At 59.5% G+C, this 24,228-nt stretch carries 23 protein-coding genes and 1 pseudogene; 17 read left to right on the top strand and 7 right to left on the bottom strand.

Annotation, left to right across the window (positions count from 1 at the left end; all coding sequences use genetic code 11):
• Positions 1–93: 93 nt before the first annotated feature.
• The 4 genes from QMK33_RS08735 to QMK33_RS08720 form a co-directional block, all read right to left on the bottom strand.
• A complete protein-coding gene (locus tag QMK33_RS08735; RefSeq protein WP_283564197.1) occupies positions 94–2,055 on the bottom strand; it encodes an OmpA family protein in 1,962 nt (653 codons plus the stop codon).
• 98 nt (positions 2,056–2,153) lie between these two features.
• A complete protein-coding gene (locus tag QMK33_RS08730; protein ID WP_283564287.1) occupies positions 2,154–2,735 on the bottom strand; it encodes a 7-carboxy-7-deazaguanine synthase QueE in 582 nt (193 codons plus the stop codon).
• Positions 2,736–2,959: 224 nt separating this feature from the next.
• Positions 2,960–3,859, bottom strand: a complete 900-nt coding sequence (folD, locus tag QMK33_RS08725; RefSeq protein WP_283564196.1) for a bifunctional methylenetetrahydrofolate dehydrogenase/methenyltetrahydrofolate cyclohydrolase FolD — start codon at positions 3,857–3,859, stop codon at positions 2,960–2,962.
• 82 nt (positions 3,860–3,941) lie between these two features.
• Positions 3,942–6,191 carry a mechanosensitive ion channel domain-containing protein gene (locus QMK33_RS08720; RefSeq protein WP_283564195.1) on the bottom strand — a complete coding sequence of 750 codons (2,250 nt, stop codon included), beginning with the start codon at positions 6,189–6,191 and terminating at the stop codon, positions 3,942–3,944.
• A 248-nt stretch (positions 6,192–6,439) separates the two neighbouring features.
• Between QMK33_RS08720 and QMK33_RS08715 the strand changes: the two genes are divergently transcribed.
• On the top strand, positions 6,440–6,868 hold the full coding sequence (locus QMK33_RS08715; RefSeq protein ID WP_283564194.1) for a DUF5684 domain-containing protein: 429 nt from the start codon (positions 6,440–6,442) through the stop codon (positions 6,866–6,868).
• Between the two features lie 60 nt (positions 6,869–6,928).
• On the opposite strand, the gene lepA is transcribed toward QMK33_RS08715, so the two are convergent.
• Positions 6,929–8,716: a translation elongation factor 4 gene (gene lepA, locus QMK33_RS08710; RefSeq protein ID WP_283564193.1), complete on the bottom strand. Its 1,788-nt coding sequence runs from the start codon at positions 8,714–8,716 to the stop codon at positions 6,929–6,931.
• A 99-nt stretch (positions 8,717–8,815) separates the two neighbouring features.
• On the opposite strand from lepA, the gene QMK33_RS08705 reads away from it, so the two are divergent.
• The 12 genes and pseudogenes from QMK33_RS08705 to QMK33_RS08655 all read left to right on the top strand — a co-directional run bounded on the left by QMK33_RS08705 (position 8,816) and on the right by QMK33_RS08655 (position 19,335).
• Positions 8,816–9,673, top strand: a complete 858-nt coding sequence (locus tag QMK33_RS08705) for a hypothetical protein (RefSeq protein WP_283564192.1) — start codon at positions 8,816–8,818, stop codon at positions 9,671–9,673.
• Between the two features lie 167 nt (positions 9,674–9,840).
• Positions 9,841–10,248, top strand: coding sequence for a GlcG/HbpS family heme-binding protein (locus QMK33_RS08700; RefSeq protein ID WP_283564191.1), 408 nt, complete (start codon positions 9,841–9,843; stop codon positions 10,246–10,248).
• 151 nt (positions 10,249–10,399) lie between these two features.
• Positions 10,400–11,593: a formaldehyde dehydrogenase, glutathione-independent gene (gene fdhA / locus QMK33_RS08695; protein WP_283564190.1), complete on the top strand. Its 1,194-nt coding sequence runs from the start codon at positions 10,400–10,402 to the stop codon at positions 11,591–11,593.
• A gap of 150 nt (positions 11,594–11,743) precedes the next feature.
• Positions 11,744–12,085 (top strand): hypothetical protein, encoded by a 342-nt coding sequence (locus QMK33_RS08690; RefSeq protein ID WP_283564189.1) that lies wholly within the window; start codon positions 11,744–11,746, stop codon positions 12,083–12,085.
• Between the two features lie 132 nt (positions 12,086–12,217).
• Entirely contained in the window at positions 12,218–15,724 is a 3,507-nt protein-coding gene (locus QMK33_RS08685; RefSeq protein WP_283564188.1) for a methylmalonyl-CoA mutase family protein, read from the top strand.
• A gap of 34 nt (positions 15,725–15,758) precedes the next feature.
• Entirely contained in the window at positions 15,759–15,974 is a 216-nt protein-coding gene (locus tag QMK33_RS08680; RefSeq protein ID WP_283564187.1) for a hypothetical protein, read from the top strand.
• Positions 15,950–16,540, top strand: coding sequence for a hypothetical protein (locus QMK33_RS08675; RefSeq protein WP_283564186.1), 591 nt, complete (start codon positions 15,950–15,952; stop codon positions 16,538–16,540). The genes QMK33_RS08680 and QMK33_RS08675 overlap by 25 nt, the downstream gene beginning before the upstream one ends.
• A 34-nt stretch (positions 16,541–16,574) precedes the next feature.
• A pseudogene (locus tag QMK33_RS23585) lies at positions 16,575–16,715 on the top strand (methylmalonyl-CoA mutase family protein); the annotation flags it as partial.
• A gap of 15 nt (positions 16,716–16,730) precedes the next feature.
• Positions 16,731–17,627, top strand: coding sequence for a hypothetical protein (locus tag QMK33_RS08670; RefSeq protein ID WP_283564185.1), 897 nt, complete (start codon positions 16,731–16,733; stop codon positions 17,625–17,627).
• Between the two features lie 253 nt (positions 17,628–17,880).
• On the top strand, positions 17,881–18,231 hold the full coding sequence (locus tag QMK33_RS08665; protein ID WP_283564184.1) for a type II toxin-antitoxin system RelE/ParE family toxin: 351 nt from the start codon (positions 17,881–17,883) through the stop codon (positions 18,229–18,231).
• Entirely contained in the window at positions 18,206–18,508 is a 303-nt protein-coding gene (locus QMK33_RS08660) for a helix-turn-helix domain-containing protein (protein WP_283564183.1), read from the top strand. Before QMK33_RS08665 ends, QMK33_RS08660 begins: the two co-directional genes overlap by 26 nt.
• 488 nt (positions 18,509–18,996) lie before the next feature.
• Complete coding sequence (locus QMK33_RS08655) at positions 18,997–19,335, top strand: hypothetical protein (RefSeq protein WP_283564182.1); 339 nt, start codon at positions 18,997–18,999, stop codon at positions 19,333–19,335.
• Positions 19,336–19,796: 461 nt separating this feature from the next.
• Here QMK33_RS08655 and QMK33_RS08650 read toward each other — a convergent pair whose 3' ends face one another.
• A complete protein-coding gene (locus QMK33_RS08650) occupies positions 19,797–20,771 on the bottom strand; it encodes an SEC-C metal-binding domain-containing protein (RefSeq protein ID WP_283564181.1) in 975 nt (324 codons plus the stop codon).
• 231 nt (positions 20,772–21,002) lie between these two features.
• Here QMK33_RS08650 and QMK33_RS08645 point away from each other — a divergent pair, with 231 nt between their 5' ends.
• Entirely contained in the window at positions 21,003–21,515 is a 513-nt protein-coding gene (locus QMK33_RS08645) for a DUF6155 family protein (RefSeq protein WP_283564180.1), read from the top strand.
• 21 nt (positions 21,516–21,536) lie between these two features.
• Here the strand turns inward: QMK33_RS08645 and QMK33_RS08640 are convergent, their stop codons facing one another.
• Positions 21,537–22,034 carry a hypothetical protein gene (locus QMK33_RS08640; protein WP_283564179.1) on the bottom strand — a complete coding sequence of 166 codons (498 nt, stop codon included), beginning with the start codon at positions 22,032–22,034 and terminating at the stop codon, positions 21,537–21,539.
• A gap of 107 nt (positions 22,035–22,141) precedes the next feature.
• Between QMK33_RS08640 and QMK33_RS08635 the strand changes: the two genes are divergently transcribed.
• The 3 genes from QMK33_RS08635 (at position 22,142) to QMK33_RS08625 (ending at position 24,190) form a co-directional block, all read left to right on the top strand.
• The gene (locus tag QMK33_RS08635) at positions 22,142–22,561 is read left to right on the top strand and encodes a pyridoxamine 5'-phosphate oxidase family protein (protein WP_283564178.1); all 420 of its coding nucleotides are present in this window, start codon (positions 22,142–22,144) and stop codon (positions 22,559–22,561) included.
• Positions 22,562–22,815: 254 nt separating this feature from the next.
• Positions 22,816–23,166: a DUF6892 domain-containing protein gene (locus tag QMK33_RS08630; RefSeq protein ID WP_502867055.1), complete on the top strand. Its 351-nt coding sequence runs from the start codon at positions 22,816–22,818 to the stop codon at positions 23,164–23,166.
• A gap of 148 nt (positions 23,167–23,314) precedes the next feature.
• Positions 23,315–24,190: an aldo/keto reductase gene (locus tag QMK33_RS08625; protein ID WP_283564176.1), complete on the top strand. Its 876-nt coding sequence runs from the start codon at positions 23,315–23,317 to the stop codon at positions 24,188–24,190.
• The last annotated feature ends 38 nt before the right edge of the window (positions 24,191–24,228 follow it).

Genomic DNA, 24,228 nt, shown 5'->3' with positions numbered 1-24,228 from the left:
ATATTTCCACTTCCTTCAAGCCTTGCTTTAAGTGAAATTATTGAATTTTAACCACAAGTCCAACTGCTTCAAGTAGTACTTGAAGTGCGCTTTTTACAGGATTTGCAGCTCAATTCGACGGTTTTGGGCCCGGTGCGCTTCCGAATCGTTGCCCACGAGGGGCTTGGCCGCCCCGTAGCCGTGGGCCCGGAGGCGGCTGGCGGGCACACCGTGGCCGGTGAGGTAGGTGAGCACGGCCTGGGCGCGGCGTTGGCTCAGGGCCAAGTTGCTGGCGGCCTTGCCCACGTTGTCGGTATGGCCGGCTACTTCCACGCGCAGGCCGGTATCCTGGCGCAGGAAATCGACCAAGCGGTCGAGCTCGGTGCGCGAGCGGGGCTTGAGCACGGCCTGGTTGGAATCGAAAAACAGGTTATTGAGCACTGCGCTGCGGCCGCTTTTGGCGGGGTCGAGATAGATGTCGAGCGTCAACGGGTCGAATTTCTGGGGTACTGAGTAGTCAAAACTCAGGCTTTTAAGCAGATAGCCCGGCGCACTGGCGTACATGGCGTAGGCCCGGCCTTCGTTGAGCACGGCCGTGTACTGGCCGGTTTCGGCATCGGAGTACACTTGCTGGGTGAGGGCGTTGGTGCCGAGGTCGAAGAGTTGCACCATGGCGTTGAGCGGCTGCTTGGTGAGGGCGTCGAATACCCGGCCCTGGGTGTAGGTGCTGGTTTCGCGGGCGCGCACGCTGGCCGGTACTTCGCTGCCATACAGCACGATGGGCGGCGTAATGCCAGCCGGCTCGCCAGGCCGGCCGGGCTCGGCGCGGGTGCAATAGAGGCGCTTATTGTCGGAGGAGATGAACAGCGACGCCTCGTTGGCGAAGGTATTGAGCGGGTAGCCCAGGTTGCGCGGGGTGCTCCACTGGCCCTTGGCATCGAGCTCGGCGCGGAAGATGTCGCTGCTGCCCAGGCCCACCAGGCCGTTGGTGGCGTAGTAGAGCGTGGTGCCGCTGGCGTGGATGAAGGGCGCCAGGTCGTCGCCGGCCGTGTTGATGGGCGCGCCCACGTTGCGGGCCAGGCTCCAGCTGCCATCAGTGCCCAACGTGCTCATGTACAGGTCGTAGCCACCCAGGCCGCCCCCGCGCTGCGACGCAAAGTAGAGCGTGCGTCCATCGGCCGAGAGCGAGGGCTGCGAGTCCCAGGCCTTGGAATTGACGAGCAGGCCCAGGTTGCGCGGGGCCGTCCACTGGCTGCCGCGCCGGTGCGAGATGTAGAGGTCGCAGTTGCCCACGCCGCCCGCCCGGCCGCAGCTAGTGAATACCAGCGTGTTGCCATCGCCCGAGATGGTGGCCGTGCCCTCGTTTTCGCGCGAGTTGATGACCGGCGAAATGGACTGCGGCACGCCAAACGTGCCATCGGGGGCCACGGTGCTGATGAAGACGTCCTCGTTTTCCTGGCCCACCTTTTCAGGCGTGCGCTGGGTGGTGAAAATCAGCGACTTATTATCGGCCGTGAGCACCGGAAAGTACTGGCTGCGAAACTGGTTGAGCGGGGCGGCCAGGCGCTCGGGCGCGGGGCCGGTGGGGTTGGCCATGGCCGTGGCGGCAAAGTCGCAGTTTTGCAGCTGCAACTTTGCCAGCGCCACCTGGCTTTTGTTGGTGGGGCTGGTGCTGAGGTAGTTAGTGTAGGCCGCGCGCATGGTAGCGTAGTCGCCCACTTCGGCGGCCAGCTTGCCCAGCACTAGGTAATCGCCGGCACGGGCGGCCTCCACGGGCAGCTTGCCGAGGCCGGTTTTATAAGCTTGCAGCGCGCCGGGGTGGTCGCCCAATATGGTGAGCAGCGAAGCTTTGCGCAGAAACGGGTCGCCGTAGTCGGGGTACTTATCGGTGAGCTGCTGCCACACCAGCAGCGCCTGCTGGGGCTGGCGGTCGCGGTAATACAGGCTCTGCGCCTTTTCGTAGAGGCTGCGCGCCTTGCCATCAGTGATGGTGGCAGGAGCCTGTTGGGCCAAAACGGGCGCGGTGGCCAAGCAGCTAACTAGGCCGAAGCTCAGCAGAAATTTTTGCAGAATCATAGAGTACGAGTCGTGGCCCGGACGAGTAGCCCAGGTTTATTCCTAACGGCTACGTGGCCGAACCGTTCCGGGAATGACCGCAAATATGAGTCCAGGGGCTACGGAATGTCGAGGTATTTATGCGTCTGGAGCGACACCTGCCAGCGCGGGTGGGCCTTCACGTAGTCGATGAGGGCGGGCGTCATGCGGGCGGCGCGGCTCCACTCGGGCTGGAGGTAGAGGCGCGTGGTGGCCGGCACCAGGGCGGCGTGCTCCTCGGCCCAGGCAAAGTCGCTGTCGTTGAAGACGATGATTTTCAGCTCGTCGGCGTGGGCCAGCACCTCGGGCAGCGGGGCCTTGAACTTCTTGGGCGACACGCATATCCAGTCCCAGCTGCCCGAGAGCGGGTGGGCGCCGCTGGTTTCAATCCAGGTCTGGAAGCCGGCCGTTTGCAGGGCCTTGGTGAGGGGACCACAATTGTGCATCAGCGGTTCGCCGCCGGTGACAACGACGCTGCGGCCGGGGTACTCGCTGGCGGCGGCCACCAGGACCGGGATGGCCTGGCGCGGGTGGGCGTCGGCGTCCCACGACTCCTTCACGTCGCACCACACGCAGCCCACGTCGCAGCCCCCGAGGCGGATGAAATAAGCCGCCCGGCCGGTATTAAAGCCTTCACCCTGAATAGTATAAAACTGTTCCATTACAGGAAGAGTTGAAGCAGCAGCATCGCCCTGCAAAATTGGGAGCACGGCGAGAAAATCGGTAACAGCAGACATAAGTAACATAAAAAAGGGCGCGACTTACGTCAACGCCCAAGGCGCGACCGGGGGTTCCGGTCACCCAAATTTACGAACGGTAGCGTGGGTAAATGAGTAAGTGAGTAAATGAGCAAGTTGCAGGCAGGGGCAACACGTTACTCACTTACTCACTTACCGTACACCTCACCCTTGGCGGCGCGCAGCGTATTGAGCAGCAGCATGGCGATGGTCATGGGGCCTACGCCGCCCGGCACGGGCGTGATGCGCGAGGCCAGCGGGGCCACTTCGGCAAAGTTGACGTCGCCCTTCAGGCTGTAGCCCGACTTCTTGTTGGCATCGGTGACGCGGGTGGTGCCCACGTCGATAACCACCGCGCCGGGCTTCACCATGTCGGCCGTTACGAACTCGGGCCGGCCGATGGCGGCCACAATGATGTCGGCCTGGCGCACGATTTCAGCCAGGTTTTTGGTGCGCGAGTGGCATAAAGTAACGGTGCAATTAGCATTCTCCAAGTTCTTGGCTAATAGAATACTAACTGGAGTACCCACAATGTTGCTGCGGCCGATAACCACGGCGTGCTGGCCGCTGGTTTTGATGCCCTGGCGGGCCATCAGCTCCACAATGCCGGAGGGCGTGGCGGGCAGCAGCGCGGGCAGGCCGGCCACCATGCGACCCAGGTTCATGGGGTGAAAACCATCCACGTCCTTCTCGGGGCGGATGGCCTCGATGACCTTTTCGGTGTCGATGTGCTTGGGCAGCGGCAGTTGCACAATAAAGCCGTCGATGGCCGGGTCTTCGTTAAGCGCGGCCACCTGGGCCAGCAGCGCGGCCTCAGTGATGTTGTCTTCAAAGCGCAGCAGCGTGCTGGCGAAGCCCACGCGCTCGCAGGCGAGCACCTTGTTGCGCACGTAGGTTTCGGAGCCGCCATCGTGGCCCACGAGCACGGCGGCGAGGTGCGGCGGGCGCTGGCCGGTAGCCGTGATTTTTGCCACTTCGGCGGCAATTTCAACTTTGATGTCTTCGGCAGTTTGCTTGCCGTCGATAAGGTGCGGGGCGTCTTGGGGCATGGGGGTAAAAGTAGCGCGGGCTTTTAGCCCGCGGTGAAAACGAAGAGGAAAGAGTGCAGCCAACGCGGACTGAAAGTCCGCGCTACCGCATGGCAATGCCCGCCTGCGTGAGCCGCTGGTAGATGCCGGCCAGCAGCTCGCTTTTCAGGGCTTGCTCCTGGCGAATGTTGTTTATCCAGAACAGGGCGCGCAGGTCGTAGCCGGTGGTGGTAACGTTGTTGAGCAGGATTTCGGGGGCAACTTTATGCAGGGTGTTGGGGTTTTTGAGAATCTCCTCACTGATGAGGCGGCGGGCCTCGTCGAGGTCGATTTCGGGGCCCAGGTTGAGGGCCAGCTCGGTGCGAATGTGGTTGTTGCTGAGCGTCCAGTTGATGACGTGGTTACTGAGCAGGTCGCCGTTGGGCAGGATGATTTCGGAGCCCGCCTGCGAGATGAGCTTGCTGGCCCGGATGCCGATGTCCTTCACGCGGCCCGTCTGGCCTTTCACCTCAATGTAGTCGCCTACCTGAAACGGCCGCTCGAAAATGAGGATGACGCCCGACACCAGGTTGTTGATAATGTTCTGCAAGCCCAGGCCGATACCCACGCCCAGGGCCCCCAGCACGATGGCGATTTTATCGACTGGCAGGCCCGAGGCCAGCGTAGCCAGAAACAGCCCCACTGCCAGAATTGCCAGCCGGATGGCCACCATCCAGGAGCCCTTACGGTCGGCCTCCACGCTGAACTCGTCGTCGGTTTCGCCGAAGAAGTAGCCCGCGTACTTCTGGAGCTGAATGGTGAGAAAGATGATGCCCACAAACAGCAGGATGCTGCTCAGCGTGAACGTGGTGCTGCCCAGCTTGTGCGGGGCCGTGAGCACGTGCCCGATAAGGCGGTAGAAGAGGTTGTAGAGGTTGAGGTTGGTGGTGAAGAGCATCAGCCAGAGCACGCTTACCATGGCCGTGAGGCCCTTGCGCAGGCCGCTCTCCATTTTGCCAAAAGCCAGGCGACCATTGAGGCCGCCGGCCGTGCGGCTGCGCTGCACCTGCAGGTAAAACGCCTCCGTAACGATGCGTACGAAGGCCGACAGCGCCACCACCTGCGTGAGGCCGAAGATGGCCGTGGTGGTAAACATCTTGGCCAGGCTCACGCGGCCGTAGGCATTGGCCAGCAGGGCCAGCGCGTTCAGGCCAATAAAGAGCAGCGCCACGGGCTTCACGAAGCCGGCCAGCACGCGGTGGCCCCGCAGGTACTGCCAGAAACGCCAGCCCAGCGCCACTGCACCCGCATTAAGCAGCAGCATGGCCCAGCGCGCGCCCAGCCCCGGCGCGCGCTGGGCATAGGTAATGTTGAGGACAAAAAACGCGACCACGATGGCTACCCAGTACCAAAACAGCGGCCGCGGCCAACTGCGCCAGCCCAGCGCCGTGAGCGTGAGCAGCAGCAGCAGCTGCAGCAAATCGGTATAGGCAGCGGGCGGCTGCAAATCGAAAAACGGGGCCAGGCTGAACACCACCAGCAGCGCGGCCGCTACCGGCACCGGCCGCAGGTAGTGCAGGCGATGTTCGGTGAGCACCAGCGGCGCGGCCGGCGCGCCCGTGGCCGCCTCAGTGGCCGCCGCCTGGCGCAGTACCCGGAAACTGCGAAACACCCAGGTAAAAAAGCCGCCCGCCAGCAGCACCATCCACACCCAGTAGTCCCAGTGCTCGGCAAAGTAGTAGCCCACCAGCGAGCGCTGGGCAGCGTACGACTGCCGCACGAGCGCGCTGGTTTCCTCGTCGGCCACAATGCGGCTGGGGTGCCACAGTGGCGGTAGCTCGGCCGCGCTGTTGCGGCGATTGAAGCGGCCCATTTGCTCGCGCACCAAGTCTTGCAGTTCCAAGCCCAGGATAAAGCCGGCCGACACCCGCGTTTGCAGGGCCGTTACGGTTTGGTGGCGGCGCGCCAGCAGCGCGGTGGCGCGGTCTTGCTTGGTGCGCAGGCGGGCCAGCGCCCGCTCGATGGCGGCGGTGGCGGGCGTTTGGGCAATGGTAGGCGAAAGCTCGGTGGCCAGCGTATCGAGCCGGCCCTTGGTGGCGGTGAGCTGCTTGCTGCCATCGGCCAGGGTGGCGCGCCACGCGCCGAGCTTCTCCTGCATGTCGGCCAGCAGCACGCGATACATTTGCAACTGCTTCACGTCTACCACATTGCCGTACTGCTCCAGGTTCTGGCGGATGGTTTCGAGGTTTTCCTCCACCGTGGGCAGGTCGTCGCTCAGGTCGTCGGTATCGGCGTTGCGGCGGGCCGCCCCGTTGATGCGGCTCAGCGTGAAGTAGGCGCGCTCAATGCGCTGGGCCAGGGTGTCGGGCAGCACGGGGGCGGGCGGGCGAGCTGCGGCGGCTCGCCTAGGCAGTGAGGGAGCAGCCTGGAGCGCCGGCAGCCCGCCAACCAACAAGCTCAAAAGCACAAACCAGCGAATAGCGAACGCACCTGATGTAACTATCCGAAGACCAGGGAAGCAATTCAAGCAAGCAATTAATTTAGTAAACATGGAAATTTTATAACCCAGCCTATATTGCAAGCAAAACACCAACTCTTCATCCAACCCCCCGTTCACTACGCATGCAAACTCCCCTACTCTTTTCGCTCACCGGCCTGATTGTCGGCATAATCGCCATACTTTTTAACCTGGTTTTTCTGGGCCTGTTTATAGGTTTCATTTTCGGGGGCTGGAAAACGTTTGAAAAGGCAGGTAAGCCAGGCTGGGCCATTCTGGTACCTATCTATAACATCGTCATCATGCACGAGATTGTGGGCCGCGAACTAGTTAAGATGCTCTTTTACTTAATTCCGTTTGTAAACATTTACTTCAGCATCACGCTGCATATCAGCCTGGCAAAGTCCTTCGGCAAACGCAGTACGGGAGACTTAATTCTGGCGCTCTTCTTCTGGCCAATCACGCTGGGCCTGAGCAAAGCTCAGTACGAAGGCCCTAGCGAAGGCCCTAGCCTAACTACCAACGGTTTCAAAACTAATCCGAGCACGTACTAAGCATTGTGCTCCTTTAAACTAAAAAGGCCGGCTTCCTTACGGGAGCCGGCCTTTTCGTTATCAGTCAATTTTGAGCACCGCCAGAAACGCTTCTTGCGGAATCTCGACCGAGCCCACGGTACGCATCCGTTTTTTGCCCTCCTTCTGCTTTTCGAGCAGCTTGCGCTTGCGGCTGATGTCGCCGCCGTAGCACTTGGCAATTACGTTTTTACGGAGCGCCTTGATGGTTTCGCGGGCAATGATTTTTTGGCCGATGCTGGCCTGAATGGCGATGTCGAACATCTGGCGGGGCAGCAGCTCGCGCAGCTTTTCGCAGAGGCGGCGGCCCCACTCGTAGCTCTTCGAGCGGTGCACAATGGCCGAGAGGGCATCTACCTTCTCGCCGTTCAGCATCACGTCGAGCTTCACCATGTCGGACTCGCGGAAGCCAATCAGCTCGTAGTCGAGCGAAGCGTAGCCGCGGCTGATGGTTTTGAGCTTATCGAAGAAGTCAAACACGATTTCGGACAGCGGCAATTCGAAGGTCATTTCTACCCGCTCGCTGGTGAGGTAGCTCTGGCCCTTGATGATGCCGCGCTTCTCCATACACAGCGTGATAATCGGCCCCACATACTCGGCGGCGGTGATAATCTGCGCTTTAATATATGGCTCTTCGATTTGCTTAATCATGTTCGGCTCGGGCATTTCGCTCGGCGCGTTGATGGTCAGCAGTTGGTCCTTGGTGCCGGTGGCGTGAAACTGCACGCTCGGCACCGTGGTAATCACGGTCATGTTGAACTCGCGCTCTAGGCGCTCCTGCACAATTTCCATGTGCAGCATGCCCAAAAAGCCGCAGCGGAAGCCGAAGCCCAGCGCCACCGACGTTTCAGGCTCCCACACCAGGGAGGCGTCGTTGAGCTGCAATTTCTCCATACTGGAGCGAAGCTCCTCATACTCAGTGGTATCCACGGGGTAGATGCCGGCAAATACCATCGGCTTCACGTCGGCAAAGCCCTGGATGGCCTCGGCCGTGGGGTTGTGCACGTGCGTGATGGTATCGCCCACCTTCACCTCGCGCGCTTCCTTGATGCCCGAGATGAGGTAGCCCACGTTGCCGGCGCTCATTACCTGGCGCGGCTCCTGGTTGAGGCCCAGGATGCCGATTTCGTCGGCCCCGTACTCCTTACCGGTGGCCATAAACTTCACCTTGTCGCCCTTGCGCATGGTGCCGTTCTTGATGCGGAACAGCACTTCGATGCCCCGGTACGAGTTGAACACCGAGTCAAAGATGAGGGCTTGCAGCGGCGCCTCGGGGTCGCCCTTGGGGGCCGGAATGCGCTCGCAAATGGCGTTCAGGATGGCTTCGATGCCGATGCCGGCCTTGCCCGAAGCGTGGATAATGTCCTCCGGCTTGCAGCCGATGAGGTCCACAATCTCGTCGGTTACCTCCTCCGGCATGGCGTGCGGAAGGTCGATTTTATTGAGCACCGGAATAATTTCCAAGTCGGCCCCGATGGCGAGGTACAAGTTGGAAATCGTCTGGGCCTCAATGCCTTGCGACGCATCCACAATGAGCAGCGCGCCTTCGCAGGCGGCAATGCTGCGGCTTACCTCGTAGCTGAAATCGACGTGGCCGGGGGTGTCAATGAGGTTGAGCGTGTAGGTTTCCCCTTTGTAGGGAAACTGCATCTGGATGGCGTGGCTCTTGATGGTGATGCCGCGCTCACGCTCCAGGTCCATGTTATCGAGCAGCTGGGCCTGCATGTCGCGCTTGGCCACGGTGCTCGTGAATTCGAGCAGGCGGTCGGCCAGGGTGCTTTTGCCGTGGTCGATGTGGGCAATAATGCAAAAATTACGGATATTCTTCAACGGAGGGCGGTTTTTAGCAACGCGAAGATACGGCCATTTTGCGGCGGGGCGTATGTTTGGGGTTGGCCCCCGTCCCTGGCCCACCTCCCACCCGTCGCTTTGCAGTCCGCCCCCGCTCCCTCCGCCGATTCGACCCCTGCTGCCGGGCGGGCCAAGTTTACCATGCTGCTGCTCAACGGCACGGCCTGCTACCTGCTGGCCTACCAGCTGGTGCACCTGCTGGCCGAGGCCGCGCCGGTATTTGTGGCGCGGCGGGCCAACATTCCGGGCATCTGGAGCCTCAGCGGCATTCGCTTCATTTTGGGGGATGGCGGCTGGCAGCGCGACTCCGTGGTGAACGTATACGGCCTGGGGCCGGTGCTGCTTACGGCACTGGGCGCAGGGGCTTTCCTGCTCTTTTGGCTATACCTGCGCCACCGCCGCGGCCTGCCCAAGCTGCTGCTGCTGTGGGTAGCCCTGCACGCCACCAATGCCGTGCTGGGCGGCCTGCTGGCCGACATGGTTACGCAATCAGGCTCGTGGTACGTGCCCAACTGGCTGCTGGGCGGGGGTGGCACCTGGCCCAGCACGGTGCTAGGGCTGCTGTTTGCGCTGGTACAGCTGGGGCTGGGCTTTTTGGCAGCGGTGCCTTTTTTGCTGGCCCAGGACTCGCGCACGGCGCTGCAATTCGAGAATCGGGCGCGGCTGATTGTGTACGGGGTGGCGGGGCCCTGGGTGCTGGGCTCGCTGCTGCTGGCCCTGAGCAAGCTGCCGCACCTGGGCGTGAACGAGGCGCTGCACTACGCCACCATGGGCCTGCTGCTGTTGCCGCTGGCCATTGGCTGCAACCAAGAGTTTTCCAGCCCGAACGAAGCGCTGCCCCAGCCCACCCGCGTGGCCTGGGGCCTGGTGGGGCTGGCGCTGCTGGGCCTGCTGGCCTGGCGGCTAGCGCTGGGCACGCCGGTAGCGTTTCGGTGACCCCTGGGCGGTTGGCGTAAGCGGGGAGCCCTTATCATACAAGTGGTACAAAATCCCCGCAATTGCGCGGCCTGCCACAACCAGCACCCAGAAAATGCGGTTAGGGAGGCGGCCCGTCATTTTGGCGGTCATTATTTCCTCCCTTTTTCCAAAACCCCACCATCCTCATGGGTATCACCCTCGAACAGGCCCAGGCCGCCATCCAGGCCGCCCACCAGAAGTCGCTTGACTTAGGTGTAAAAATGAACATTGCCGTGGTTGATGCCGGGGCCAACCTCGTGGCCTTCGCCCGCATGGATGATGCGTGGCTCGGCTCGCTCGACATTTCGATTAAGAAGGCCAAAACGGCCCGCTTCTTCGACATGCCCACCGGCGACCTCGGCCAGGCGTCGCAGCCCGGCGGCTCGCTCTTCAATATTGAGGTGTCGAACGGCGGCCTCATCACCTTCCCCGGAGGCCTGCCCATTCGCAATGGCAGCGGCCAGGTAATCGGGGCCATAGGCGTGTCGGGCGACTCCGTTGAGAACGACCACACCGTGGCCACTGCCGGCCTGGAGGCCGTGGCCGGCAAATAAGCCGCGTGGCTTAGCCTGCGTAGTTAGAGCACTTGTAATTGATAACCAGCGAGTTATATTTTATATGGCTCTGATTGTTAATTACAAGTGCTTTTTCAATTAAGTTATTGATAATCAATATCTTATATTCATTTTTTTTAATTCCCATCTTATGGCTAGTAATAGAGGCGTTGTGTACCTGAGCCCCGGCAAGGTCGAAGTGCAAAGCATTGATTTCCCGGAGCTTAAAAACCCCAAGGGCAAGAAAATTACCCACGGGGTAATTCTGAAAGTAATTTCGACCAATATCTGCGGCTCCGACCAGCACATGGTGCGCGGCCGCACCACGGCCCCGGCCGGCCTGGTACTGGGCCACGAAATCACGGGCGAGGTTATCGAAACCGGCGACGACGTGGAGTTTCTCAAGAAGGGCGACCTCGTGTCGGTGCCCTTCAACGTGGCCTGCGGCCGCTGCCGCACCTGCAAGGAGATGAAAACCGGCATCTGCCTGACCGTCAACGAGGGCCGCGCCGGTGGCGCTTATGGCTACGTGGACATGGGCGGCTGGGTCGGTGGCCAGGCCGAGTACGTGATGGTGCCCTACGCCGATTTTAACCTGCTCAAATTTCCCAACAAGGACCAGGCGATGGAGAAAATCCGCGACCTGACCATGCTGAGCGACATTTTTCCCACTGGTTTCCACGGGGCCGTGAAGGCCGGCGTGGGCCCCGGCACCACGGTGTACGTGGCCGGCGCGGGCCCGGTGGGCCTGGCCGCCGCCGCCTCGGCGCAGCTGTTGGGCGCGGCCGTGGTCATTGTGGGCGACATGAACAAGGCGCGCCTGGCGCACGCCCGCTCATTCGGCTGCGAAACCGTGGACCTGAACGAGGACGCCAACCTGGCCGACCAGATTGCCAACATCCTGGGCGTGCCCGAGGTGGATTGCGCCATCGACTGCGTGGGCTTTGAGGCCAGCGGCCACGGCGCCCAGGCCAAGACCGAAGTGCCCGCCGCCGTGCTCAACTCGCTCATGGAAATTGCCCGCGCGGGCGGCTCCATCGGCATCCCCGGCCTGTACGTAACCGCCGACCCCGGCGCGGAGGACCAGGCCGCCAAAACCGGCAACCTGTCCATCCGCTTCGGCCTGGGCTGGGCCAAAAGCCACTCTTTCCACACCGGCCAAACGCCCGTAATGAGCTACAACCGCCAGCTCATGCAGGCCATTCTGTATGATAAAATCCAGATTGCCAAGGCCGTGAACGTGGAGATTATCAGCCTCGACGACGCGCCCAAGGGCTACGCCGAGTTTGACAGCGGGGTAGCGAAGAAATTCGTGATTAACCCGCATAATTTGATTCCGGCGTAAGCTTCATTGCGCCGCTTTTGCAGCCGGGCCGCCGCAAGGTGGCCCGGCTGTTTAATTTTATGGGTATCCAATTCGGTGGGTTTTGGTGCATCCTATTGCTTCGCCAACTCCTTGGGCTGCAAATGAGTTAACCGCTCACAATGCCTTTTTATGATTCCATCCTACCAACAGGACTTCTTAGCACAGCTTGACTTTAAGCTTCCGAAAGAATATTTGGCTTATTTGTTCACAGCTGAAAGCACGTATCAGTTTGGGTGGGCTTACTTGGTTGAAGCCGACGAATTGCTGCAATTCAATACCGACCACGAAGCGGCCCAATCTTACTCCGGCTATTTTCTGATAGGTGCCCACGATGGGGAGGCCTTTGCCATTGAGAAGGCTACCGGGCGTTTTATTGAAACTCCATTTATCGGCCACGACGAAGAAACCTCCATAATTCTCGGCCTCACGTGGCCCGAGTTTCTAGAGTACTTACAAACCGAGTACTGTTAGCCTATTCCTACCCCTGATGCCGCGGCCGACCCCGCCGGGGCTTCTGCGTACCTTCGTGCACTGAAAAATCCTCGTCTTTGGCCTATTCCAGCGTCAAAGCGAAATCCACACTTCGCCCTACCCTCCTCCCCTATGCATCCCGCCCCAGTTGCCCCGTACAAGCCTAAGAATCACGTGCGTATCGTCACGGCCGCCGCGCTGTTCGACGGCCACGACGCTGCCATCAACATCATGCGCCGCATTATCCAGAGCAGCGGTGCCGAAGTTATTCACCTGGGCCACAACCGCTCGGTGCAGGAAATAGTGGACTGCGCCATTCAGGAAGATGCCCAGGCCATTGCCATCACCAGCTACCAGGGCGGGCACAACGAGTACTTCAAGTACATGCACGATTTGCTGAAGGAGCGCGGTGCGGGCCACATCAAGCTGTTCGGCGGCGGCGGCGGCGTGATTTTGCCCACCGAGATTGCCGACCTCATGGATTACGGCATCACCCGTATCTACTCGCCCGACGATGGCCGCGCCATGGGCCTGCAAGGCATGATTAACAACCTGCTGGAGCAGGCTGACTTCCCGACCGGCCAAAACCTGAACGGCGAAGTCAGCCACGTGAAGGAAAAAGACGCCCGCAGCATCGGCCGCCTGATTTCGGCCGCCGAAAACTTCCCCGAGGAGTTTGAGAAAGTGCGAGCGGAGCTAATGGGGTCGCCCTCCACATTGCGCCCCACCCCCGGCCCTTCTCCGCTAGATGCGCGGAATCCTGCGGGAGAGGAGAGCCAAATGAATGGAGACGAACGCGCCGCCGTGGCTCCCCTCCCCCAAAGGGGAGGGGCCGGGGGTGGGGCTGCCCCCATTCTCGGCATTACCGGCACGGGCGGCGCGGGCAAGTCCAGCTTAGTGGATGAGCTGGTGCGGCGCTTTTTAATGGACTTCCCGGACAAGACCATCGCCATCATTTCGGTGGACCCCAGCAAGCGCAAAACGGGCGGCGCGCTGCTCGGCGACCGCATTCGGATGAACGCCATCAACTCGCCACGGGTGTACATGCGCAGCCTGGCCACGCGCCAGAGCAACCTGGCCCTGAGTAAGTACGTGCAGGATGCGGTGGACGTGGTGAAGGCCGCCAACTACGACCTTATCATTCTGGAAACCAGCGGCATCGGCCAAAGCGATACCGAGATTATCGAGCACTCCGACGCCAGCCTCTACGTAATGACGCCCGAGTACGGCGCGGCCACGCAGCTGGAAAAAATCGACATGCTCGATTTTGCCGACGTCATTGCCCTCAATAAATTTGATAAGCGCGGGGCGCTCGATGCCCTGCGCGACGTGCGCAAGCAGTACCAGCGCAACCACAACCGCTGGGACTCGCCCACCGACACAATGCCGGTATTCGGCACCATCGCGTCGCAGTTCAACGACCCCGGCATGAACCGGCTGTACCGGGCGGTGCTCCAGATGCTGGAAACCAAGACCGGCGCTACGTTTAACTCGCACCTGGAAACCAGCACGTCGGACTCGGAGAAGATTTACATCATCCCGCCGAACCGCACGCGCTACCTATCCGAAATTGCCGAAACCAACCGCGCCTACGACCAGCGCGTGCGCGAGCAGGCCCACATTGCCGAGGTGGCCGGCGCGTTTGCCAAGCTGCAGGAGCACTACGGGGCCGATAAAAACAGCCCGGCCGGTACCGTGGAGGAATTCACCAAGAACAAGCAAACCCAGCTGCGCCGGCTCGATGCCGACAGCCAGGCCATTCTGGAAAACTGGGAGAATACCCTGCAAAACTACCGCAACCCCGAGTACGTGTACTCGGTGCGGGGCAAGGAAATAAAGGTGCAGACGCACACTAAGTCGCTGTCGGGCAACATGATACCGAAGGTATCGGTGCCGCGCTACACCGGCTGGGGCGACCGCCTGCGCTGGGCGATGCAGGAGAATTTCCCCGGCGAGTTTCCCTACACGGCGGGCGTGTTCCCGTTCAAGCGCGAGGGCGAAGACCCGACCCGCATGTTTGCCGGCGAAGGCGGGCCCGAGCGCACTAACCGGCGCTTCCACTACGTGAGCATGGGCCTGCCGGCCAAGCGCCTGAGCACAGCCTTCGACTCGGTGACGCTCTACGGCGAGGACCCCGACCACCGGCCCGACATCTACGGCAAAATCGGCAACGCGGGCGTGAGCATCGCCTGCCTCGACGATGCCAAAAAGCTCTACTCGGGCTTCGATTTGAGCGCCCCGAGCACGTCGGTTTCGATGACCATCAACGGCCCGGCGGCCACGCTGGCGGCGTTTTTCATGAACGCGGCCATCGACCAGAACTGCGAGAAGTACATCGCCGAAAACGGCCTGACCGAGGAAGTAGAGGCCAAAATCGACGGTATTTACGCCGGCTACGGCCAGCCCCGCCCCCGCTACCAGGGCGAGCTGCCGGCCGGCAACGACGGCCTGGGTTTGCGCCTGCTGGGCGTGACCGGCGACCAGGTGCTACCCGCCGACGTGTACGCCACCATCAAAGCCAAAACCCTGACGCAGGTGCGCGGTACCGTGCAGGCCGACATTCTCAAGGAAGACCAGGCCCAGAACACCTGCATCTTCAGCACCGAGTTTGCCCTGCGTTTGATGGGCGACGTGCAGCAGTTTTTCATCACGGAGAAGGTGCGTAACTTCTACTCCGTCAGCATCTCCGGCTACCACATTGCCGAGGCGGGGGCCAACCCGATTACCCAGCTGGCCCTCACGCTCAGCAATGGCTTCACGTTTGTGGAATACTACGTGAGCCGCGGCATGAGCGTCAACGACTTCGCGCCCAACCTGAGCTTCTTCTTCTCCAACGGCATCGACCCCGAATACGCCGTCATTGGGCGGGTGGCGCGCCGCATCTGGGCCAAGGCCATGAAGCTGAAGTACGGCGCCGACGCCCGCAGCCAGATGCTGAAGTACCACATCCAGACCAGCGGCCGCAGCCTGCACGCCCAGGAAATCGACTTCAACGACATCCGCACCACGTTGCAGGCCCTCTACGCCATCTACGACAACTGTAACTCGCTGCATACCAACGCCTACGACGAGGCCATCACTACCCCCACCGAGGAAAGCGTGCGCCGGGCCATGGCCATTCAGCTCATCATCAACCGCGAGCTGGGCCTGGCCAAAAACGAAAACCCGCTGCAAGGCTCCTTCATCATCGAGGAGCTGACCGACCTGGTGGAAGAGGCGGTGCTGCTCGAATTTGACCGCATCACGGAGCGCGGCGGCGTGCTCGGGGCCATGGAAACCATGTACCAGCGCGGCAAAATCCAGGAGGAAAGCATGCACTACGAGATGCTGAAGCACACCGGCGAGTACCCCATTATCGGCGTCAATACCTTCCTCTCGTCCACGGGCTCGCCCACGGTGGTACCGGCCGAAGTCATCCGCGCCACGGAGGAGGAAAAGCAGTATCAAATCGACATGCTCACTCTGCTGCACCAGCGCAACGCCGCCGAAACCCCGGCGCGCCTTAAGCAGCTCCAGCAAATCGCCGTGGCCAACGGGAATTTGTTTGACGAGTTGATGGAAACGGTGAAATACTGCTCGCTGGGCCAGATTACCAACGCACTGTTTGAGGTCGGCGGGCAGTATAGGAGGAATATGTAGAGCTGCGTTTTCAAGAACCCATTAACTTGCCGTGGTGTTAGCGACGACAGGTATTTACGACCCCAAAAATCATATTGCCATGAACAAGAAAGTAGCGCGAGACATCGAGCAGTTTGAAAAGCTGCGTTTGCGGTTGGCAAACGACAAGCAGGCGGCGCACGATTTTTTGGTCAAGGCTGGTATCATCACCGAGAAAGGTGATTTAGAGGCGCAGTATAAGAACCTATGTATACCGCACGAACCGGCCTAACGCTGGGTTTTCACGGCACCGATGCCAGCATTGTAGAAAAGGTTTTAACTGGGCAAGCCGAATTAGAGGCGCGTAATAACCCTTACGACTGGCTGGGCAATGGCATCTATTTCTGGGATAACAGCCCCAGCCGGGCCTTACAATGGGCAACGGAATTGAGCCAACGCCCCGGCAGCAATATCAGACAACCTGCTGTTATCGGGGTCATTCTGGACTTGGGTAATTGCCTGGACCTGCTGGATTACGACAACCTGGAATACCTGAAATCCGCTTATCGGCTATTGCAAACATCGCTGGAAACCTCCGCCACGAAGTTGCCGCGCAACCGGGGACGCACCGCCGATTTGCTTCTCCGCGAATTAGACTGCGCGGTCATCGAAATGCTTCATACCTCCTTCGAGGAAGAGAACCGGCCAGCGTTTGATTCGGTACGCGGCGTATTTTGGGAAGGTGAGCCTATTTACGAAACCGCTGGCTTCCGCGAGAAGAATCACATCCAAATCTGCGTCCGCAACCTCGACTGCATCAAAGGCTACTTTCTGCCGCTGCCCCGCATCACCTCGTAGCCTGCTGCACCAGCACAACGCAGCCGAAACGCCGGCGCGCCTCCAGCAAATCGCCGTAGCCAACGGGAATTTGTTTGGCGAGTTGATGGAAACGGTGAAATTCTGCTCGTTGGGGCAGATTTCGAACGCGCTGTTTGAGGTCGGCGGGCAGTATCGGCGCAATATGTATGGTTAATTTATGACTTGAGATATGGTTGGTGCTTATGATATCAATTCGTTAGGTTTAGACCTTAGCGACTTTAAAATAGTGTGGGTCGATAATGTTCCATTCTTTGTACCAAAGGATATGGATGTGTTGGAAGAAAAATACTTATTTGCTTCTCAACTCACACTCATGTTCAGCCAAAAATCAGTCGATAATGTATTAAAAAATTATCTGTCTGGATTTGAGGAGAGCAGGAGCAGTATTACCAGTAGCCAAGAGGAGATATTAATCGAGGGAATTCTTAACATTTCTAAGCAAACGTATAATGCACTTCACAAGAAGTTATCTGATATAAACTTTGGAGAAGGCACTGTATCGACTATAGCTTGTAATGCATTATTTTTCCGCTTAGCTCCTACTTTTAGGGCTATTCATTACTGTATTAATTTCTACTATTACTTTGAAGGGTTTTCCTTAATAAGATTGGTCCTTGAGCAACTAGCCTATGCTTACACTGCTTCTCAGGTGGCTTCGGGAAAATTCAAAACATTCGTGTCACCGACGAAATCAGTTGGTATACTAAAAAACCTTTTACCCAATGCTGGAAGACTATACAACGTCTTAAGTAAAAAGGCACACATAGATAAGTCAGAAATTCATAATTATATTAAGATTGAGAATGAACAGCATTTTGTTCTCTTACACGATATAAACTATGCATTAGAAGCTAGTGCTTATCTTCTGCTAGTATTGGATTTAATGAACTGCACCTTTGAATACTGCTTCAAGAACTATGGTATTCATTTTGAAAATACTTTTCTGGATAGAAATAAAGCAGTCTTTTTAAAAGAAGACAGGGACTTCAGGAACTTAGCGAATTCTAAAATAGCGCAAATCGAGTTGCTGCTTAAAATGCCGGCAAACAAGTTGATGAGAGCGTAGTGGAATTAAATTACTTATCCATCTTGACACCATGGCTGCCTAATCTCGGGAGGGCAAAGGGTTAGTATGTAAAGGGTTGAAGCCCACGCAGGCCAGCCAAGCGATGCTCCGCAACGCCGCAAGTTTCGATAGCAGTTCCCGAGCACCTCACCCGCCAAGTCAAAAGGCGGCGGGGTTACCTGGGAGCGGGCGGGGGAACGAACCACCAAAAAGCCCAGTTGTCTGATTGGACAACCGGGCTTACTTTTGCCCGATGGCCAAAAAGCGCGAGCTGTTTTTCTTCAAGAGCTACTTCCGGGACTTCTATGCCAGCCAGAGCGAGAGGGTCAAGAAGAAGATTCTGTGGACGCTGCGCGTGGTGGAGGACCTGGACCAGATTCCCGAACAGTATTTTAAGCACCTGAACGGCACCGATGGCCTGTATGAAATCAGGGTGCAGGTGGGCAGCGACACCTTCCGCATCTTCTGCTTCTTCGATGCGGGCAACTTGGTGGTAGTCGGCCACGGCTTCACCAAGAAAACGCAGAAAACCTCGCCCGGTGAGTTAGCTAAAGCCCACAAAGTCAAAGCCGAGTACTATGAAAGCCAACGAAAACCTAACTAGCCTCGACCAGTTTATTGAGCAGGAGCACGGCGCTAGCGGCACGAAGCCCCGCGAGGAGTTTGAGGCCGGCTATGAGACGTTTAAGTTGGGGGTGATGCTCCAGCAGGCCCGGCAGGCCAAAGGGCTGACGCAGGCCCAACTGGCCGAATTATCCGGCACGGATAAAGCTTATATCTCCAAGTTGGAGAACGACTTGAAGGACGTGCGGCTTTCCACTTTACAGCGCATCATCGCGGATGGGCTGGGCGGGCATCTGGAGTTTTCCATCAAGTATTAGCCGCCAGTTTAGCTTCCCTAGCCTCCCCAGCCACTGCAAGAGGCGTCGGGGGCGCTTGGGGGTGAGGTAAGTTGACAAAGCCCAACCCCTCTATGGCTGCTCTACAACGGGGGTTTAGCCCAAACTTCTACCCATTGAATGACCATTGCCCTAACCCACGCCGACATCAAGGTGGCTTTTCACCGGACTGGTTCGGCGTGAGCTGGGACGCTTTTTGAAATGCTAGCATCGCCGTGGCCGAATTGCCGGATTACGTAGTCTTGCAGCGTTAGGCGCGTGGCGCTCAGGTTGGCCACACGATAGGGAGATTCTGTGCAAAATCATTGCCGACTACTACCGGGAGAAACCGAGGAAGCCCGTGCTACTGGGTCATCTGGCGCTACGCGACCGGCTGACCTGGTGCGGTTTCGTCTTTCTTTCAGATGGTTTCGTAAGGAATGCAGGGGCCGCTGGACCCATACAGTTTGTTCACTTCACTTCCACTCCCAATGAAAAAATTCCTTCCTACTACCGCCTTGCTGCTAGCCCTGGCCAGCGTAGCCGTGGCCGCACCCGCTGCCGGTTTCCACCGCGTCGCCACGGCCGCCGTCCGCGCTACTTCGGCCGATATCATGATTACTCGCGACCCCAACGAAGTAAAAGGCATGACAAAGTTGGGCGAGATTGAAGGTCGCTCGCCCTTCTTCGGGCTCAGTGGCAAACTAGGCGACAAAGGCGCAACCAAGAAGCTGAAAGCGGAGGCCGAGAAGCTTGGAGCCACTAAGGTGCTCATCGTGAGCGAGGACCGGATGGGGGCCACCACCCTGCGCGGCATCGCCTACAAGTAGCCGTCACTGCGTAGCGGCTAAGTCAAAAACCGGCCATCTGTGCGTGGCCGCCACATGGCGGCCACGCACAGATGGCCGGTTTTTGACTTAGCGGGCAAGGACCCACGCGGCAACACCTAAGCTATCGCGCGGTTGGGCGTAGTAGTAACTTGTGACCAGCCATAATATGCCGACTGCGCCTCCACGACCACGAAGCGGCAAGGCGAACCTGCGCGGATATATCGTTCTGCTTCTGCCGTTCTGATGCGGGGCGCAGCATAGCACTAGTGCTGCGTCAAGCAAATGAAGCAACAGAATGTGCGGTCGGCTCCCCTCTCCTTTTCGGAGAGGGGGCTGGGGGTGAGGCGAACGACCGCGCATTTTGTTACGCAACTTGCCTTACTAAGCACTAGCACTGGCACAAGTAACGGCTACGCCTAAACTCGTGCCAGTGCTAGTGCTACCCAAACCCTGCTCCTTTGCTAGCCGTGGCACTTCTTATACTTTTTGCCGCTGCCGCAGGGGCACGGGTCGTTGCGACCGATTTTGGCCGGTACCGGCTGGGGCTGCGGGCGGGCCATGTCGCGCCGGGCCTGGGCGTACTTCGCCTCCTGCTGGGCCCGCCGCCGGGCAATGCCGGCCGCGTCGGGGTGAAAGGGCGAGTAGCTGTCGGGGTCGTCGCGCAGCTCGTGGTAGCGGGTGAAGATATCGGGGGAAGGCCGCAGCGGCGACACCTGGTTGAAGTCCATATCGTTCTCCCCGCCGCTGATGCTCTCATCGACAAAGCCCAGGCGGTGCAGCCCCCGCATCTCGGGCTCCAGCTCGCGCAGGCCGGCATCCTGCACATCGGCCAGCAGCAGGCCCAGGTAATCTTCCAGCTCGTAGTTGTACATACCGGTATCGGCCGGGAAAAGCTGCTTTGCCTGGTCGGCGTGCGTGATGATGTGGCGCAGGTAGCGCTGCAAAAACGCGCTGATGGCGGGCCGCAGCTCGGGCTGCTCCTTGGCTAGCCGCGTAATGGCGCTGGAGACTACCAGCCGGTGCTGCAGAATCACTTCCTTGTCTTCCAGCAGGGCCAGCAGTTCGGGTAGGCGCGTTTGGGCGGCGTGAGCCAGCAGGTTAGGCACATCCTCAAACAAGTCATCGCCAAACCAGAATTCGGTGCTTTCCGAATTGAGGCGCAGCACGCGGCGATACTCATCGAAGGCTTCGGGGGCTTGTAGCTCGTGCAGCAAGTAAAAAGCGTGCTGAAAATAGTAGGCATCCAGCCAGTCGGTGTCCGCCAGCTTGCCAGCCTGGTAGTCTTCCAGCGAGGTACTGATTATTTTCAGCAGCTCGGGCACGGCTGTTGCCGGGCCCAGCGCCAGTATTTCGCGCAGCACCGCATCGTCAACAAAATAGTCGCGCTCGTAGAGCCGCTCAAATACCGGGTGGGCAAAGGTGGGTTGGGTCGTCATATCAAACTGTGGGGTTGAAGGAGTAGGCGGCGTAGCAATGCAGCAGCCTCTGCAAATATTCGTTGGCAAGGGCTGATAACGTCCAGCGGCAGAGTTTGTGCAAAAGTCGTAGAAGCAGCGTGCCCAGGGGCGCGCCGTTGCCCTTTGCAAAACTCCGCGCCCCTGCTGCTGCTGGGTACGTGACTCTTTCAAAAGCTACTTTCGAGCGTTCAACCTTACCGCCCTACCCTCATGACTCTGGCCGACGTCAAGAAAGAATTGCAGCAGCTGGAAAAGCCGCAGCTCATTGCACTGCTTAGCGAGTTGTATAAAAAGCACAAGAACGTGAAGGAGTACCTGGATTTTTACGTGCAGCCCGACGAGGCGGTCCTGCTGGCGGCGCACCGCGAGCGGGTGCTGCGGGCTTTTTACCCCAAGCGCGGCTACAACTACGACCTGCGCGTGGGCAAAGCCGCCATCAGCGATTTTCGCAAGCTGGGCGGGTCGACCCAGGCGCAGGCCGACCTCATGCTGTACTACGTGGAGTGCGGCGTGCGCTATACCAACGACTACGGCGACATCAACGAGGGCTTCTACCTGAGCCTCGAAAAAATGTATGAGCAGGCCCTGGCGCTCATGCGGCCCGAAAAGCTACTCCCCCACTTCGCGGAGCGCAGCCACCGGGTAGTGACCGATACCAGCGGCATGGGCTGGGGCTTTCATGATATGCTGGCGGAGCTATACGAGGAGTACTACGCCCAGTAACAGGCCGGCCACCGGCCCTGCTTACCTGGCCGTGGGGGCGGGCGGCCGCAGCCAATCGGCCCCAATGGCCAGCCGGGCGGGCACATGCTGGTTGATATAACCGAGCAGAAAGGCGGTAGTCGGGTCGAGCCGGGCATACTGGCCGCTCTGGTAGGATACGGTGTGGCGGGCGCGGCCCCGTTGCAGCTCCAGAATCAGCACGCCGCCGCCATCCAGCATTTCGTGGGGAACGCCGCGGTAGGCGGCCGGGTCAAGCCCGGCCAGCCGCTGAGCGCTGGCATCCGGCGGAAGGGACGCCTGAAATAGCTGCTGCGGCGAGTGGTTGGCGGCCGCCACGGGGGGCAGCCGGTACACGGTGAGGGTGCCGGCGGCAATAGTGTATGCCCTCCCCTCCCAAGGGCCACTCACAAGGCGCACGGAAACAGTTGTTTGCGCGGGCGGGGGCGCAGAATCAAGCGCGCCCAAAGCGCCGGCGAGTACCAGCCCCGCGGCAACGAGAAACACCAGGGAAGCAGCCATAACCAAGCTATACGGGCGGGGCCGCAAGTGGCAGGCAGGTACCGGCCGGGTACCCAACCGCCCACCCCTGGCCTGCGTAAAGCTTCATTCACCCACCCCACCCACCCATGGCCGATAAAACCCTGCAGGAGATTGCCACCAAAATGGCTAAGCTCGATATTGCCCTGCTGACCACGCACACCAGCCGGGGCCAGCTCAGCAGCCGGCCCATGAGCAACAACGGTGACGTGGAGTACGACGGCAACTCGTATTACTTTACCTTTGAAGAATCGCGCACGGTGAAGGATATCACCGAAAACCAGCAGGTTAACCTGGGCCTGAGCGGGCCAAAGGGGCTCTATATCTCCATTGTGGGCAAGGCGCACCTCATCCGGCAAAAGGCCACCATGCAGCAGCATTGGGTACCCGATTTGGAGAAGTGGTTTGCCAACGGCCTCGACACGCCGGGCATCGTGCTGGTACGCGTGGAGGCCACGCGCATCAAGTACTGGCAGGGCGAGGAGGAAGGCGAACTGCGCGTGAAGTAGGGCCGGCAGCGGCCCCGGTGGTATGCGTCCAAAATTCCTTCGAGCGGCGGCCGGGCCGGGCAGCGAAACCACCCTTTGTGTCCGTAGCCTTCAAATCTGTGGGCGGCCATAAGCTGCTGGTCAGCAGTTTGTGGCCGCCCTGGTTGTCGTCGCAAGCGAACAACAGCATAGGGAATGCACCGTTTGGGCAGTTACCAAGCTTATTGCTACTTGCATAACATGCATAAAAGCTTCATAGGCAATTAGTTAACTTTATTATATTTAACCCAGGTAGTGCTGCCATAAAGAAGCCCACCCAATTCACGGATTCCAATTTTAAATTCGCGGTGATACAAGCCTTACTATTTGATAAACAGGTACTTACTTCGATTTTTGACGCGTACGACTTCGCCAAGAATTACACCGCCCGCAAGACTAATGCGGAGGAAATTGCGCAGAATGGCGGCGACTTTATCTACCACCAGCTCTGCTCCTTTTGGGATGGCGAGGATGAGCTATTCACCATCGCCCCGGCAGCCGACCTGCCGCTGGTGCCGCACCTGCGCAAAGTCACCCTTTTTATGACGATGAGGAGCACCTCAACCTATTCACTGGCAAAGGAATAGAGGAAGAACACCTATGGAGCCGCTCGCAACGAGCAACCGAGCTAATATGCCTGGTTGCGCACGGTAAAACGGGCCTTTTGGCTCGCGAGTTAGGCGTTTCCAGCAGCTGGCAAAAAACCAGCGCCAGCGGCCGGCGGTTTACCAGCGTATGAATCCTACCCTCACCATTGCCCCTGATTCGGCTCGGCCGCTCACCGTCAACCGCCTGGGCTACGGCACCATGCGCCTCACCGGCCCCGACGTTTGGGGCGAGCCCGCCGACCGTCTGCAAGCCCTGGAAATCTTGAAAACCGCCGTGGCCAACGGCGTCAACTTTATTGACACCGCCGACTACTACGGCGACGACGTAACCAACCGCCTCATTGTGGAGGCGCTGCACCCGTATGCGAAAGACCTGGTAATCTGCACGAAAGTGGGGGCCACCCGCCGGCCCGACAAAAGCTGGATACCCTTCAACACCCCCGACAACCTGCGCACCAGCATCGAGCGCAACCTGCGCACCCTGCAGCAAGAGCAGGTGCAGCTGGTGCACCTGCGCCTGATGGGCCACAGCAACGTGCCATTGGCCGAGCAGCTCGGCGCCATGTTTGAGCTGCAAAAGGAGGGTAAAATTCAGCACGTGGGCCTCAGCAACGTGAGCCGCGCAGACCTGGAAGCCGGCCTGAAGATGGGCGAAATTGCCACCGTCGAAAACATGTACGGCTATGCCCAGCGCACCACACTGCGCGAGGCCCACGGCGAAACCCAGGGCGGCGAAGAAGTGCTGGCCTTGTGCGAGCAGCACGGCATTCCGCTGGTGCCCTTCTTTTCGCTGGTGCACGGCCTGCCCAAGGCGGGCGATAAAATGGCGGAGCTGGCCGGGCAGCGCGGCGTATCGGTGGCCCAGCTCAACATGGCCTGGCTGCTGCACCGCTCGCCCATGCTGCTGCCCATCCCGGGCACGTCGTCGCTGGCGCACCTGCGCGAAAACCTGCAAGCCGCTGCTATTGAGCTGAGTGCGGAGGACATGGCTTACCTCGGGTAGCGCGCCGCCCAAGGCCGGGGCAGCCGGCTACTCGCCTG

It is taken from the genome of Hymenobacter sp. H14-R3 (assembly GCF_030063445.1).
GTDB lineage: Bacteria > Bacteroidota > Bacteroidia > Cytophagales > Hymenobacteraceae > Hymenobacter.
Note: the sequence above shows the minus strand (reverse complement) of the source record. Positions and strands in the feature narration are given on the sequence as shown.